This is a genomic window from Kitasatospora sp. NPDC101235, from assembly GCF_044767505.1.
Taxonomy (GTDB): domain Bacteria; phylum Actinomycetota; class Actinomycetes; order Streptomycetales; family Streptomycetaceae; genus Kitasatospora.
In genome coordinates this window covers 42,137-56,222 of record NZ_JBIWNZ010000027.1, presented here as the reverse complement: position 1 = coordinate 56,222, position 14,086 = coordinate 42,137, and the positions used below count along the sequence as shown (strand labels likewise).

At 71.8% G+C, this 14,086-nt stretch carries 15 protein-coding genes; 14 read left to right on the top strand and 1 reads right to left on the bottom strand.

What is annotated here, in order from left to right:
- Positions 1–78 precede the first annotated feature (78 nt).
- Positions 79–834 (bottom strand): DNA-methyltransferase, encoded by a 756-nt coding sequence (locus ACIRRH_RS33675; protein ID WP_403074980.1) that lies wholly within the window; start codon positions 832–834, stop codon positions 79–81.
- A gap of 435 nt (positions 835–1,269) precedes the next feature.
- On the opposite strand from ACIRRH_RS33675, the gene ACIRRH_RS33670 reads away from it, so the two are divergent.
- From ACIRRH_RS33670 to ACIRRH_RS33605, 14 genes are all read left to right on the top strand, one after another.
- A complete protein-coding gene (locus ACIRRH_RS33670; protein ID WP_403074978.1) occupies positions 1,270–2,412 on the top strand; it encodes a C40 family peptidase in 1,143 nt (380 codons plus the stop codon).
- Between the two features lie 92 nt (positions 2,413–2,504).
- Positions 2,505–2,813, top strand: a complete 309-nt coding sequence (locus tag ACIRRH_RS33665) for a DUF6112 family protein (RefSeq protein WP_403075105.1) — start codon at positions 2,505–2,507, stop codon at positions 2,811–2,813.
- 1 nt (position 2,814) lies between these two features.
- Positions 2,815–3,510, top strand: a complete 696-nt coding sequence (locus ACIRRH_RS33660; protein WP_403074975.1) for a hypothetical protein — start codon at positions 2,815–2,817, stop codon at positions 3,508–3,510.
- Between the two features lie 65 nt (positions 3,511–3,575).
- Positions 3,576–5,111, top strand: a complete 1,536-nt coding sequence (locus tag ACIRRH_RS33655; RefSeq protein ID WP_403074972.1) for a conjugal transfer protein TrbL family protein — start codon at positions 3,576–3,578, stop codon at positions 5,109–5,111.
- Between the two features lie 157 nt (positions 5,112–5,268).
- On the top strand, positions 5,269–6,729 hold the full coding sequence (locus ACIRRH_RS33650; protein WP_403075103.1) for an SCO6880 family protein: 1,461 nt from the start codon (positions 5,269–5,271) through the stop codon (positions 6,727–6,729).
- Between the two features lie 17 nt (positions 6,730–6,746).
- Positions 6,747–7,181 (top strand): DUF6238 family protein, encoded by a 435-nt coding sequence (locus tag ACIRRH_RS33645; protein WP_403074969.1) that lies wholly within the window; start codon positions 6,747–6,749, stop codon positions 7,179–7,181.
- A 29-nt stretch (positions 7,182–7,210) separates the two neighbouring features.
- Positions 7,211–8,740, top strand: a complete 1,530-nt coding sequence (locus ACIRRH_RS33640; RefSeq protein WP_403074966.1) for an ATP-binding protein — start codon at positions 7,211–7,213, stop codon at positions 8,738–8,740.
- Positions 8,741–8,825: 85 nt separating this feature from the next.
- A complete protein-coding gene (locus ACIRRH_RS33635; RefSeq protein WP_403074963.1) occupies positions 8,826–9,608 on the top strand; it encodes a ParB N-terminal domain-containing protein in 783 nt (260 codons plus the stop codon).
- Complete coding sequence (locus ACIRRH_RS33630; RefSeq protein WP_403074960.1) at positions 9,605–10,114, top strand: hypothetical protein; 510 nt, start codon at positions 9,605–9,607, stop codon at positions 10,112–10,114. Before ACIRRH_RS33635 ends, ACIRRH_RS33630 begins: the two co-directional genes overlap by 4 nt.
- 46 nt (positions 10,115–10,160) lie before the next feature.
- Positions 10,161–10,832 carry a hypothetical protein gene (locus ACIRRH_RS33625; RefSeq protein ID WP_403074959.1) on the top strand — a complete coding sequence of 224 codons (672 nt, stop codon included), beginning with the start codon at positions 10,161–10,163 and terminating at the stop codon, positions 10,830–10,832.
- 439 nt (positions 10,833–11,271) lie between these two features.
- On the top strand, positions 11,272–11,829 hold the full coding sequence (locus ACIRRH_RS33620; RefSeq protein WP_403074957.1) for a hypothetical protein: 558 nt from the start codon (positions 11,272–11,274) through the stop codon (positions 11,827–11,829).
- A 101-nt stretch (positions 11,830–11,930) separates the two neighbouring features.
- Positions 11,931–12,308: a hypothetical protein gene (locus tag ACIRRH_RS33615; protein ID WP_403074954.1), complete on the top strand. Its 378-nt coding sequence runs from the start codon at positions 11,931–11,933 to the stop codon at positions 12,306–12,308.
- Entirely contained in the window at positions 12,305–13,045 is a 741-nt protein-coding gene (locus tag ACIRRH_RS33610) for a hypothetical protein (RefSeq protein ID WP_403074953.1), read from the top strand. Before ACIRRH_RS33615 ends, ACIRRH_RS33610 begins: the two co-directional genes overlap by 4 nt.
- A gap of 32 nt (positions 13,046–13,077) precedes the next feature.
- A complete protein-coding gene (locus ACIRRH_RS33605) occupies positions 13,078–14,025 on the top strand; it encodes a hypothetical protein (protein ID WP_403074950.1) in 948 nt (315 codons plus the stop codon).
- Positions 14,026–14,086: the final 61 nt, after the last annotated feature.

Sequence of the window (14,086 nt, the reverse complement as noted above, 5' to 3'; positions counted from 1 at the left end):
TCGGATGGTGGGGCGGCCCCGGGGTGGTCCGGGGCCGCTGGGCCGGGGGCGGTCGAGGCCGGAAAGGTCCTCGGGTGACTACGCCGGCGCCGGGTCGGTTGCCTCGGCGGTGCGCTTGGCCTCCGCGAGGCGTTCCTCGGCGATGTCGGCGTAGTGGTCGGTCAGTTCGATGCCGAGGAACGATCGGCCTTCGAGGAGCGCGGCGACGCCGGTCGAGCCGGACCCCGCGGTGAAGTCCAGGATCCGGCCGCCCGGCGGGCAGATCTTGACCAGGTCGCGCATCATCTGGACGGGCTTCTGGGTGATGTGCTGGCGCTTGCTGCCCGAGGGCTGGCTGCCCTCCAGCAGGCCCTTGAGGTAGACCGGGTTGCGGTCGCCGTCCATCGCGCCGCGGCTGCCCCAAACCACGAACTCCGCGTTCTGGGTGAAGCGCCCCTTTTGCGGGCGAGCGGCCGGCTTGTACCAGGGCACGATGCCGCGCCAGGTCCAGCCGCCGGCCTGCAGCGCGTCCGTGGTGGTCGGCAACTGCCTCCAGTCGGTGAAGACGGCCGCGGTGCCGCCTTCCACGGTCAGCCGGTAGGCCTCGGCGAGCAGCTGCGAGAGCCAGAACCCGTACGACCGCTGGTCCTTGTTCTCGCCGGGGAAGTCGGGGAGCTGGTTCTTCGAGCCGGCGGTGGTGTACTTCGCCTTCGCGCTTCGACCGACGCGTTCCTGGGTCGTGCGCCCGCCGCTGTTGTACGGCGGGTCGCATATGACGCAGTCGGCCGCTCCGTCGGGCAGGCCGCTCAGGACGGTCAGGGCGTCGCCCCGGAGAAGGGTGTAGTCGGTCGTCAAATGTCCTCTTGGGTATCAGGGGGGTGCGCGGATCCACGGCCGGGTCGATTCCGGCTGCGGCTGGCGCATAGAAAGAGCCCGAAGCGCGGGTGGCTTCGGGTCTCCATCGAAGGTAGAAGCCGAATTGGCTTTTTTGCAAGGAGTTCGGAAATTTCCGCGAATTTTTCCGAACTCCTTGCACGATAGATATTCCGGCTCCTACCTTCGAAGACGTCGCCAAGCGCCGCTACCAGGCCGGATGGGTGCACGCACCCCCTCCGGATTCCTCGTCCGGCCGCGACTTCCCCTCTTTCATCAGTGCATCGGGACGCCTTTGGGCGGCCCGGTTGCACGCCCTCGCGATCGGAGATTCGCCTTGCCGGGACTTCACCTCTTCATGTCTTCCGACGGCCCGCCGGGCCTGGTCCGGAAGGGCGCGCAGCAGCGGCAGGCGGCGTGAAGAAGGCCGTCGCCGGGCTCGGTGCGGCCGTTCTCCTGACGCCTTTCGTCCTGATTCTGCCGGTGGCCATGGCCTCCCAGAAGGACGGCAAGTGGGACAGCGCCGGGGGCTCTGACGGGACGTGTGCCGGCGCCGGCGGCTCACAGGCTGTGGATACCGCCGCGATCCAGGCCGCGGTCAAGCTGATCCTGTCCGGCGCCGCCGGGCCGACGGCTCCCGTCGCCGGGCTGGAGCTGCCGACCGTGCAGATCCCGATGGCCCAGACGATCGTCGCCACCGGCATCGCCCTCCAGGTCCCGCCGCGCGGCCAGGTGGTCGCGCTCGCCACCGCGATGCAGGAGTCTCGGCTGCGGAACCTGTCCAGCGGCGACCGCGACTCGCTGGGCCTGTTCCAGCAGCGGCCGTCGATGGGCTGGGGCACCCCGGCCCAGCTGCAGGATCCGGTCTACGCGTCCACCGCGTTCTACAAGGAGCTGCTCAAGGTCTCCGGGTGGCAGGACCTCCCGGTCACCGTCGCCGCGCAGAAGGTGCAGAAGAGTGGCTATCCCGATGCGTACGCGCAGTGGGAGCCCCTGGCCAGCGCCCTGCAGCAGGCGATTGGGGCGGCCCTCAAGGCCCCGACGGTCGGAACGCCCCCGGCGACCGGCGCCTCGCCGGGCTCGTGCACGCCTCCGGGCGCCACCACCGATTGGGGCATCATCCCGCCAGGTGTGCTCCCCGAGGGCTACACCATCCCCAACGATGCCCCACCGGCCGTTCAGTCGGCGATCCGCTGGGCCCTCGGCCAGCTCAATACCCCCTACCAGTGGGGCGGTTCCTGCACGAATTCGCACGGGCCCGACCCGATGGGCCGCTGCGACTGCTCCAGTCTGATGCAGCAGGCGTACAAGGCCTCCGGGATCACGCTGGACCGCACCACCTACGACCAGGTGAAGCAGGGCACCGCCGTGCCGGTCGACCAAGTGCGCGCCGGCGACCTGCTGTTCACCGAGCGGGGTTCCCAGGGGCCCGAGCACGTGGGCATGTACATCGGCAGCGGGCTCGTCGTGCACGCCCCGCACACCGGGGACGTCGTTCGCGTCGCGAGTTTCAACTCCTGGAAATCCGGCGTGATCGCGGTCCGCCGAGTCGCTCCCTGAGCGCTTCCTTTGCTCTTTACCCCGTGCCGGTGCGACGCCGCTTCGCGCCCCGGCACGCCCTCCCCCTCTCCATGGAGAACCGTTTGTCCTTGATCCTCGCCGCCCAGGCGGTTACCAACCTCGCCTACGACCCCGGCGTCACGCCAGCCGAAGGCGGCCTTCCCGGCCTGAGCGTCCTCAAGCAGGTCGTCTCCTCCATCAATTTGTTCGCTGTCGTCGCGACCGTCGGTGCGCTCTGTGTGGCCGGCGTGGTCTGGGCCTGGGGCCACCACTCGGGATCTCACGGCGCCGAGCAGAAGGGCAAGCAGGGCGCGATGGTGGCCAGTGGCGTCGCCCTGCTCCTGGGCGCCGCCAACGGACTGGTCGCGTTCTTCAGCACGCTGGGGACGCAGGTCAAGTAACGTGCCCAAGCCCAAGTCCCCCTTCTACGGCGTTGATTCGACGCTCCGCCGGAGGCTGCTGATCGGGCTGGGCGTGCTGCTGGTCGTCGGCCTGCTGGCCGGGCTCCTCGCCCGGCTGGCGGGCGGCGGCCACGCCAGCCGCACGGCCCCGCAGCCCACTTCCTCCCCTCGCGCCACTTCCTCGACCGGCATCACGGCTGGCCCCCGCGCCACCGCCGCGCCCGCCGAGGCGGGCGCCGCCGTCGCCCGCCCCCCGCACACGAGCAGCCCGACTGAGTTCGGCGAGGCGTTCGCCCACGCCCTGTGGACCTACGACTCCCGCAAGGTCACGCAGCCGGACTTCGTCGATGGCCTGCGCCAGTGGCTCACCCCGGAGACCCCGTACGCCGACGGCGACTCCGTCGCCGGCCAGGTCCCCGACCCGGTGCTGTGGTCACGGCTGCGCGACAACGGCCAGACCTCCACGGCCGGCCAGGTCTCCGCCCATGTGCCCGACGCGTACACCAAGGCGATCCAGCAGAACCCGGCCGCCATCACCCAGGCCTACATCTACGCCGTCACCGTCACCACGAAGGTCAACGTCGCCTGGGACGGCGGCGGCCAGGGCGCCGAGGACCGCGCCATCACCCTGGCCGTCCAGTGCCGCCCCGGCACCGACTGCGCACTTGCCGCCGTCGCCCCCACCGTCTACCCCTAACTCCCCTTTCCCATCTATTACTTGAGGAGAAGACCATCGGTTTTTGCGATCTCCCGGGAACGGGGATGTTGTGCGATCTCGTCGTCGGCGGCGTCTCCGACAGCATCACGGACTCGATCGGCAAGTGGATCGCCAAGAGCTGCGGCGACCTCGCGAAGAGCGCCGTCGACCTGGCCAGCCGCGCCGTCGACAAGACCACCAGCATCGACCTCGGCGCCAGCTGGTTCCGTGACAATTACGCCCTGATCCTGCCCATCGCGCTGGTCATGCTCACGATGACCTTCATGTTCCAGTTGGTTCGGGCGGCGTGGCGCCGGGACGGGCAAGCGCTCGGCCAAGCCGTCACCGCCACCGCCGGCAGCGCGCTCTTCGCGACGACGGCGATCACCTTCACCGGCGTCGCCCTGGCGACGGTCGACGCGCTGTCCCGCGGCCTGTTCACCATCGCCAACAGCTCGATGGACGATGCCGTTCGCCGCATCGTCCGGGTGTCGATGATCTCAGTCGTCTCCCCGCTGGGCTGGGCCGTCCCCGCCCTGGTCGCGCTCGGCTGCGCCGTCGGCGCGATCCTCTACTGGGCCATGATGGTCTGCCGCAAGGTCAGCATCCTGATCCTGGTGGTCCTGGCGCCGTTCGCAGCCGCCGGAGGCCCGTGGGAGCCGACGAGAGACTGGCGTAAGAGATGGGTCGAGGCCACCGCCACCGTGGTCTTCTCCAAACTCGTGATGACGATCATCATGCTGGTCGGCGTCTCCGCGATCGGCAACTCCGACACCAAGGACGGCCTGCAGGCGCTTTCGGACATCATCGCGGGCCTGACTGTCATGGCGCTCGTCTTGCTGTGCCCTTTCATGATCTACAAGTTCGTCCACTGGGCGGGCGACGGCCAGTCCGCCGGACTCCACCAGTCCGCAGCCGCCGGCCTACAGACCGCCGGCGCCACCGCCAAGAAGGGCGGCCGACTCGCGATGAGCGCGGCCTCCGGCGGGGCCGCGGGTGGTGCCGCGATGGCCGGGAGCAGTCCCGCCGGCCCGTCGCAGGTTCCCGGCATGCAGTCCGCCGGCGTCGGCCAGGGTGGCGGAGGTGGCGGCCCCGAGGGCCCGAGCACCGACACACTCGCCAAGGCGACGCCCACCTCCTTCCAGTACGGCCAGCAGCGTTCCGGCGGCGGCGACGGAGGCGTCCCGCTCGTCAAGCGGCCCGCCACCGACCACAGCGACGGCGACCAGGGCCAGGCACTGATCACCCGCCCAACCGGCTCCGGCGCGTCCCCGTCCTCGTCCTCGGGCTCGGGCTCGGGTGGATCCCCCGGCCCCGCCGCGTCCGGCGGGTCGAGCCCGGCAGCGGCAGCCCACGCTGCGGCGGGCTCGCCCGACCTGTCGACTCCGGGCTCCGCACCCCTCCCCGCCGGAGCCCCCGCGAGCCCTGGATCCGCGCCCGTGCCAAGCCGCGTCCCCTCGCCGGTGGCCTCGCCCGCACCGGCGGGCAGCGGAGGCACCCCGGCCTTCGATCCGGTGATCACCCCACCTCCCGGCCCGACGAGGACGGGCACCGGCTCCCCGCAGCGGTTCACCTTCCCCTCGGGCCCGCCCTCCGCCTGACGGACCGCCCGGCAGGATCGATTACCCTTCCTCCCTGCCCCCGGGGAGGGAGCGGGCCGTCCCCTCCCCCACTGGCAGAACCGACCCTGCGCCCTCCGGCCGCCCCGCCGGGAGGAACAGGGTCGCCTCTCCCCTGCACCAGAGAGCACCCCCCTTCCTGAGCACGCCCAGCGAGACCCCCACCACCGTCAAGTTCCCTGCCCGCAGCCGCCGAGGCATCCTCCTCGGCCTGACCCTCCCGCAGCTGGTCCTCACCGCGATCGGCGCAGCCATCCTGCTCGCCGTCCTGATGACGCTCGGCATCCTCGGCGCCTTCGCCCTCACCCCCCTGTGGGTGCTGATGACCGTCGCCGTCGTCTTCCGAATACGCGGCCGGTCACTGGCCGAGTGGGCACCCATCGCCGCCCGGTACTGGCTTCGCCGCACCCGCGGCCAGCTGGTCTGGCTGGCCCGCCCCTCGACCCGTCCCCGCGTGGACGGCCTGCTCCACCTGCCCGGCACCGCCGCTTCGCTGCGCGCCGTCACCTCCCCCGACGGGCGCCTCGGCGCCGTCCATGACCAGCAGCAGGCCACCCTGACCGCCGTCACCCGCGTCTCCTCCCGGGCGTTCGCCCTGCTCGACCCGTCCACCCAGGCCAGCAACGTGACCGGCTGGGGCCGGGCTCTGGCCGCGCTGTCCCGCTCGGGCCAGATCGCCCGGATCCAGGTGATGGAGCGCACGGTCCCGGACTCGGGCGACGCCCTCCAGCGGTACTGGCTGGAGCACGGTCGGCCCTCGACGCCGGTCGCCGGTCCGATCTACGAGGACCTGCTCGCCGCCGCCGGTCCCTCTGCCGCTCCCCACGAGGCGTACATCGCCATCGCGCTGGACCTGCGCGCCGCGCGCCGCCTGATCAACCAGGCCGGTGGCGGCCTCGGCGGCGCGTTCGCGGTCCTGGCCCAGCTCACCTCCAGCCTGGACGCGTCCGTGCGCGGTGCCGGGCTGACGCCGGGTGGCTGGCTGACCGCCGGCGAGATCGCCGCCACCGTCCGCACCGCCTACGACCCCGCCGTCCTCGGCGCCCTGGAGCGCTGGTCCGACTCCGGCCGCCCCGAGGCCGACGTCGCCGCCGCCGGTCCGGTCGTCCTGGTCGAGGAGCCGGACCAGCTCCGTACGGACTCCGCGCACCACGCCGTCTTCTGGATCGAGCAGTGGCCCCGCACCGAGACCTCGGCCGGCTTCCTCCACCAGCTCCTCTACTCCTCCGGCGTCCGGCGCACGCTCTCCCTCCTCTACACCCCCCAGGGCCTGGACGCCGCGCTCAAGGACGTGCAGCGAAAAAAGTCCACGATCATCGCCGACGCCGCCGAACGCGTACGCCGCGGCCAGGTCGACTCCGAGGCCGACACCGTCGAGTACCAGGACGTCAAGGCCCGCGAGCTGCAGCTGATCGCCGGCCACGCCGACGTCGCGATGACCGGCCTGCTCGTGGTCTCCGCCGACGACGCCGACCAGCTCAGCGCCGCGTGCGCCCAGGTCGAGACCGCCGCCGTCGCCGCCCTGATCGACCTGCGCCGCCTCAGCCTCCAGCAGGCCGAGGCCTTCACCGCCGCCGCCCTCCCGCTGGCACGCCTCTGACCGCCGAAGGGCACCCCATGCACCACGACGAGGCGAACCTGATCGCCTTCGCCACCGCCTCCCTCGCCTGCCACCAGACCACGGAGCTGATGAACGATCAGCCCCTGAGCCGCGCGGAAATCGACGCCCTGCACGAGCACGTCGTCGCGCTCCAGCTCATGATCGACCACGCCACCGTGCGCACTCGCGCCCACGCCGCCGCCGAAGGCGACCACCTGCACAACGCCCGGATCCGGCTCTGGCAGACGGTCGAGCACCTGCACGACGCCTACCACGCTGCCCCGCGCACAGACGGCCGGACACCCAGTCGCGAGGCCTGCGCACTCCGCCTCCCCGAAGGCGCCCCGGATCTGACCGTCTGCCAGCGCCACCTCAAGGCCGCCAAGAGGGTCCGGTACTTCACCACGCCCACCGATCTGCACACCCCCACCACCGGCATGATCCGCCGCTGACCGGCCGGGTCAGAGGAAGCGTTCCCCCTTTGCGAATACGCACCACCAGCGCCAGCGCGCTGTTCACCCCCACCCGTCGCGACCGTGACGAGCGCCGCCAGGCCCGCCGCGACCTCCTCACTGCCCAGCGGGAAGCCCGCCTCGCCGACCGGCCCCACCGCCGCATCGCCACTGCCGTCGACGAACTCGACGCTCGGCCCGTCTACCCCGCCGGTGGACGCCCCGGCCCGGCCTCCGCCCGCGGCGGCAGGCTCAAGCTCCCGGCCCACCGGATGACCACTGCGACCGCCAGCGGCGCCTTCCCCTTCCTCGCCGAAGGCGGCCTCGGCGCCGGCGGCGTCTACATCGGCCGCGACGTCCACGCCGAAGCCGGGTTCTCCTTCGACCCGTTCAGCTTGTACGGGAAAGTTGAAGGTTTTACAAATCCTAACGTGTTGCTCGCCGGCGTGATCGGCATGGGCAAGTCCGCCCTGGCCAAGAGCCTCGCGCTGCGCAGCATCGCGCACGGCTACAAGGTGTACATCCCCTGCGACCCCAAGGGGGAGTGGAGCGCCGTCGCAGAGGCGCTCGGCGGGCGGACCATCGCCCTCGGGCCGGGGATGAGCGGGAGGTTGAACCCGCTGGACGCTCCGGCCGCCCCGCCGGGCACGAATCCGGCCGACTGGGTGGCCGAGGTCCGCAAGCGCAGGCTCCTGCTGCTCGGCGCACTCGCCCGCACGGTGCTGCACCGCGACCTGGTCCCGATGGAGCACACCGCGCTCGACATCGCGCTCGACGAGGTCGTCTCCGACGCCGAGCGCGCCGGCCGGGTGCCGCTGCTCGGCGACATCGCCGCCATGCTCGGCAACATCCGGCGCCTGGACGACGCCCTCGGCGATCCCGCCCGTCGCCTCGGCGCCGCTGCCGAAGACCTCGCCCACGCGCTGCGGCGTCTCGTCCAGGGCGATCTGGCGGGCATGTTCGACGCGCCGTCGACCGTCCAGTTCGACGCCCGTGCACCGATGCTGAGCATCGACCTGTCCCAGCTCGGCGCCGCCGGCGACGACACCGGCCTGATCCTGGCCATGACCTGCGCCTCCGCCTGGATGGAGGCCGCGCTCTCGGACCCCGGGGGCGGAAGGCGCTGGATCGTGTATGACGAGGCATGGCGGCTCATGCGCCACCTGCCGCTGCTCGAACGCATGCAGCAGCAGTGGAAGTTGTCGCGCGGTCTCGGCATTGCCAACCTCCTGGTGATCCACCGCTTGTCCGACCTGCTGTCGGCCGGCGACGCGGGCTCCCGCGGTCGGGCCCTGGCCGAGGGCCTGCTCACCGACTGTGCGACCAGGATCATCTACCGGCAGGAGCCGGACCAGCTCGCCGCAACCGCAAGCCTGCTGGGCCTGACCGGGGTCGAGACGCAGGCCATCGCCGCACTCACCCGAGGACGCGGCCTCTACAAGATCGCCGGCAGGTCGTTCGTGGTGCAGCACCTGCTCCACCCCGCCGAGCGGAGCCTCTACGACACCGACAGCCGGATGAAGGCCGACCCACGCGACCAACTGGCGTCCACTACATAGCGGTTGAAGCCGAACCGGCAACCCGACCCCACCGACTCTCTAGGACATCATCATCGAGATCCACCCCTCCGCCAGCGCCTTCCCCATGCTCGACGACGAGGAGCTGCGCAGCCTCGCCGACGACATCAAGGACAACGGCCAGTACCTCCCGATCATGCTTGACACCACTGGTCGGCTTCTCGACGGCCGCAACCGCCTACGGGCGTGCGAGATCGGCGGTGTGGAACCTCAGTTCGCTACCTATACGGGGCCGAACCCGGGGATCTACGCCCTCCGCATCAACATCCGCCGCCGCAGCCTGACCAAGGGGCAGAGCGCCATGGTCGCCGCCAAGGCCTGTTCAGTTTCTGAACAGGAAGGCCGTTCAGAAACTGAACTGTCCGCCCGTTCAGTTTCTGAACATGTCGGCGTCTCCCTCGGCCGCATCGGCCAGGCCATGACGGTCATTCGGCACGCCCCCGACCTGGTCGACCAGGTGATCAGCGGCGCGCTCGGTCTCGACGAGGCGTACAAGACCGCGCGCGAAGCCAAGGCGCAGGCGGACTCCGTCGAGAACCAGCTGGCTCGGCTGCGCGCGGAGGACCCGGAGCTGGCCGACAAGGTCGTCGAGGGCGAGCTGGGCCTGGCGGCAGCGTGGACCGAGCGCAAGGAGCGCGCCGAGGAGGAGGTGCGCCGGCGCCGGGTCGCGACCGCCTTCCTCTGCGAGGTGGTGCCGCCGCTCGCTCAGGCCCGCGGCACCGACACGGTCTCGCTCTACGACGAGCAGTTCATGCTGGTCGGCCGAGCGGTCACCGGCGAGGTGATCGAGCAGGCGATGGAAGCGCTGGCCGAGATGGCCCAGGCCTGGCGGGAGCGTGAGGCCGCATGAGCCCCTCCGCCGAGCTGCGGCTGTGGGAGATCGTCGAGGACTCCGCCCGCGCCGTGACCGACGAGACCGGCCGCTTCCGCAAGGGCGACCTCGAAGCGGAGGTCCACAAGCGGATCTCCGCCGCCGACCTCGAAGCCCACGTCCGCTCCGCGGCCCTCGACAAGATGGTGCACGGGCTGGTGCGCGGTTTCGGCGAGCGCCGCAGCCCCAACCCTCGTCGCAAGTCCGGCATGTTCCACCCCCAGGGAATCCTCAAGCTGGGCTCCGGGATCTGGGTGTGGATGGACCTCGCCACACCGACCGACCTCCTGGAATGGGGCAGGCTCTCCACCCGCAACCTGGCCCGGGTCGCGCGTGCCGAGGCCGACCGGCAGGACTACGTCGCCGAGCGCCTCGACGCCTTCCGGCTCCACAACGGGCTCCTGCTCGGCCAGTTGGAGCGGATCGTCTTCGGCTACGTCCACGACCCGAGCACCAACCCGGACCTGGACACCGACGAGGAGTAGTCACGCCTCCTGCTCCCCCAGCCCACCGCTCAACGCACGGAGGAACGTGCCCCCACCCATCACCTTCGCTGTCCACCCCGTCCTCGACACCGTCGCCGCCCTGTCCGTCGACCGCTCCAGCAGGCAGTGGCTGGAGCACGCCGGACTCGTCCGCGACGACGCGACCGGCCTTCACCGGACCCCGCGCACCACCGCGCCGTCGGTAACCCCGCGGCTCGTCGCCGAGGCCACCCGCCTGCTGAACGCGGCCGGCCACGACGTCCTGCGCCTGTACTCCGAGGCGGAGCGGCAGCAGTCCGTCACGCAGCCGGCGACGGAAGAGCCCACCCTGACCCGTGCGCCCGGGACGATCTGGGCCCACCACCTGACCTCGGACCTGATCGCGGGCCGGCTGGTGGTCCATGCCCAGCTCAGCACGGCGGACGGGGCCCGACACCTGCTGGCCAGCTTTCCGGCGGACGGTGCGGCTGCGGTCCTCTCCACCGACGGCGGCACCGGCTTCTTCGGCACCACGGAGTACCCGGACCTGGACGCGGCGGCGGCCGTCTTCGGCCACCCGCTGACCCTCCCGTTCCCGCTGCCGGAGCCGCGCAGGGCTGCGGTGTCCGCCTCTCGATCCACCCGGTACGTCGAGAACGCCGCCGGGATTGCCCTCCAGGATCCGGCGGCGGCCCCGCACATGGTGGCGCCGCGGGCCGCCGCCGGGGCCCGCCCGTGACGTCCCCGAGCAGTCCAACCTACGTGCCGCTCGTCACGATCGCACCTCACCCGGTGCTCGGCAGGATCGTCATGGCGACCAGCGGCTCCGTCCTGGCAGCGGACGCACTCGAACGCGAGGGGTTCCTGACCGTGGACGAGAGAACAGAGCTGCGGCTGCCGGCCCGGTTCACCCCTCAACAGCGGGCTCAGGCTTCGTCCGCAACCGCAGCGCGGCTCGTCGGCGAGACACAGCGTCCGGCTGGCCCGACGCGACCGCCCGCTGCGGGCCCCGGTCGCAGCCGATAGCCCCGTCCAGCAGCGGCGTCCAACCACCCTGCTCGGCACCGCCTCCTCCTCCCCTCAAGGAGCGCTACCTGTCCACTCGTTCTGTCATCGCCCGTCCCACCGGTGTCGGCTTCACGGGCATCTACTGCCACTCCGACGGCTACCCCAGCCACATGCTTCCCCTGCTCCTGTCCGCCCGGCAGTACCGCTTCCACGGCGACGTCGAGGCCCTGTCCCACCACCTGATCGACACCCCAGTGATCGGCTGGGAAGGGATCGGCACCGATCTGCTGGACGGAGCCCCCGATGAACTACGGGACCGGTGGCTCCGTCGAGGCCCCTACCCCAGCAGCCAGTTCAGCGCCGACGGCATCATCACCCCGGACGGATCACCGCCCTCGAAGGACATCGTCACTGAGCAGACCACCGGCGGCCTGAACTGGGCGTACGTCCTGCACGCGGACGGAATCGAGGTCATCGGCCTGTACGACTACGACCGCGGCCCCGTGGTGCCCTGGGACACCGACCCGACCTCCGACTTCAGCGACTACGCCGCGCGCTGGCCGCCGACCGGCCCGCTGCCCGTGACCCCTCCGCCGTCGCCGGCTGCCTCGGCGGCGCGGGCTTCCTCCGGCACCGTCCGCTCCGCCACGCCCGTACGGACGACCGCTCCGAACGGTGCGCCCGCACCTGTTCCCCTGGCCACGCCTGCCGTCGGTCGGACGCGCTGACGACTCGAACTCGGGACGCCCCGGCTTCCTGCGTTTCCCCGCCCTGCTTGTTGCCTCCCCATCGGCCCTCGTTCTCCTTCCCCTTGTCCTGGAGCTGATTCTTGCCTGCTTGTCTCACCCGCCTGGACGACCGCGTGGAGGCGGCCGTCGGCATCAGTATCGCCGCGCTGCACGCCGAGGAAGCACGCCTGGAGGCCAACGTCGCCCGTGTGCTGGACGCCCACCGCGCGCTGGTGAAAGCCGAGACGCACGTCGCGTTCGAGCGCATGCGGCTCATGATCTGCGCCGACCGCCAGCGCCGGGTCGACGACCACCTGCTCGCCGACCTGTCCGACCAAGTGGAGATCCTTGAGGACGCCGCCGCCACCCGCGACCAGGCCGAGTCCGACCTGCTGGCCCGCATCAAGGAACTACAGCAGCCTGAGCCGCCCGCCACGCAACCGGCCCTGAGCCCGACTGGCTGCGCCCGGCACCGATGAGCGCCACCCGACGGTCCGACGTCGCCACCTTCGGCTGGAACCACGACTGGGGCGAGTTCGTCATCGCGCCGCAGCAGCTCGACACCGACGTCAGGGAGATCCTCGGCGAGGCCGGCTTCGTGAACCGGGCCGAGCCGCTCGGGGCCTGGCACATGTCCCCGATGATCATGATGTTCGAGCAGGCCGATGCCGCGGCCCTCGCGGTCCGGCAGCTGGCCGAGGCCGGTGTCCAGGTGCGCAACTGGCATGCCCCGCAGCAACGGTCCCCCGACGTCGTACGGCACTACGACTGGCTGACCTCCGAAGGGCCGTTCCACAACGCCGGGGCCGTGGCGAGGGAGGCCAGGACGGAGGCCGTCCGCCGGCTCGGCCGGGCCCAGTCGCCCGATTCACGGGTGATCACCGAGCGGATCGCATCCGGTGAGCTGCTGGTGGAGGCGCGGCGCACGTTCGACGACACCGAGTTCATGATCGCCTCCGAGCGCGGCCGGCCGAACCATTACCTGGAGCTGCTCCACCGGCTGCCCGAGAGCGCGATGTACATCACCGGCGACGTGCCCGAGGAGTTCGCCGGCCACACCCGCCGGGCCTTCCGCCAGATGCTTCTTCGCGACACCCGCCCGCCGACCGCTGTCCGGGCCAGCGCCGCTGCGGCCTCGCGGCGCTTCGCCCCCGGACGGCGCCCAACCCCCGGCGCCGCTGCGCCGCCGTCCGCCGCCGCGAGCCGCCGGCGCTGACCCACCTCCCACTTCGACAGCTGAGGACCCCCTTGTCCGACATCTCCTTCGGTCCGGGCCCGGACGGTGCCATCATCGCCCGGCTCGGGCCCGACGCTCCCGACAGCACCCACCGACTCCTGAGGCAGAACGGCGCCGAGCCCGGCGCAGACGACGGTGAGTACGTCTTCAGCGGCCCGGAAGCGGTCGCCCGCGCGGCCCAGGCAGCCTGGCTCCACCAGGCGGGCTCGTTGAACGCGCCCACCACGCAGGCTCCACGGATGCCGCTGACCGGGGTGGACGTCGTCTTCGCCCGCCACCCGACGGACGGGATCGTCGCGGCGACCGCGACGGACTCCACCGAGGGGCTCGTGCCCGATGTGCTGCGCCAGTTCGGGTTCCGCTACGACGGCAGCGCGCCCGACCGCGACATCTACCTGCCGCCCGCGGACACGGACGAGCGGCGGGCCCTGGCAGCGGCGGCGCGGGCGAGCCTGGTCCTGCAGGGCCTCGGCCTGCAGGTCGCCACGGTCGGACTCTCGGCTCCGCCGGCCGGAGCCGACCGGCTCGCCGAGGCCGCCGAGGACCTCGCCGTCGAAACGGTCCACCTCCGCAGCCTCACCGACAGCCGGGACGTCGCCGACGTGCTCGACACCGCCCTCGATCCGAGGGTCGGAGCGCTGCCCAACCTCCTGGAACTGATCGACTCCACACAGGAGTTCGTCGCCCGACTCCCCCCGGAGCAAAGCGAGGTACTCGGGGCGCAGGTGAGCATCGCCCGCCACCAGACGAGCGCACTGGCCGAGAGCCTGTCCACCGTCCAGACCGCGCTGGCCGACACCGGCTCCGTCGTCGAGGCGCCGATCACCACCGCGCGCAGCGCCCGCGCGACCGCGGCGAGCGCCGTCTCGGCACTCGGACTGCCGGCCGGCCCGATCATCCAGGCCGCCCCCGCCGCCCGGACGTTGACCGCCGCCCCCTCCACCGCCGCCACGCTCTAGGAGAGCACGCATCAGCGACAGCCCCGCCATCCGCATCTTCAGCCACCCCGACCACGGCGTC

What these genes read in the sequence shown, in the direction of transcription:
- ACIRRH_RS33655 (WP_403074972.1), top strand. Translation starts at nt 3,576, where the DNA reads ATGTTGTGCGATCTCGTCGTCGGCGGCGTCTCCGACAGCATCACGGAC.
- ACIRRH_RS33645 (WP_403074969.1), top strand. Translation starts at nt 6,747, where the DNA reads ATGCACCACGACGAGGCGAACCTGATCGCCTTCGCCACCGCCTCCCTC.
- ACIRRH_RS33635 (WP_403074963.1), top strand. Translation starts at nt 8,826, where the DNA reads ATGCTCGACGACGAGGAGCTGCGCAGCCTCGCCGACGACATCAAGGAC.
- ACIRRH_RS33630 (WP_403074960.1), top strand. Translation starts at nt 9,605, where the DNA reads ATGAGCCCCTCCGCCGAGCTGCGGCTGTGGGAGATCGTCGAGGACTCC.
- ACIRRH_RS33620 (WP_403074957.1), top strand. Translation starts at nt 11,272, where the DNA reads ATGCTTCCCCTGCTCCTGTCCGCCCGGCAGTACCGCTTCCACGGCGAC.
- ACIRRH_RS33610 (WP_403074953.1), top strand. Translation starts at nt 12,305, where the DNA reads ATGAGCGCCACCCGACGGTCCGACGTCGCCACCTTCGGCTGGAACCAC.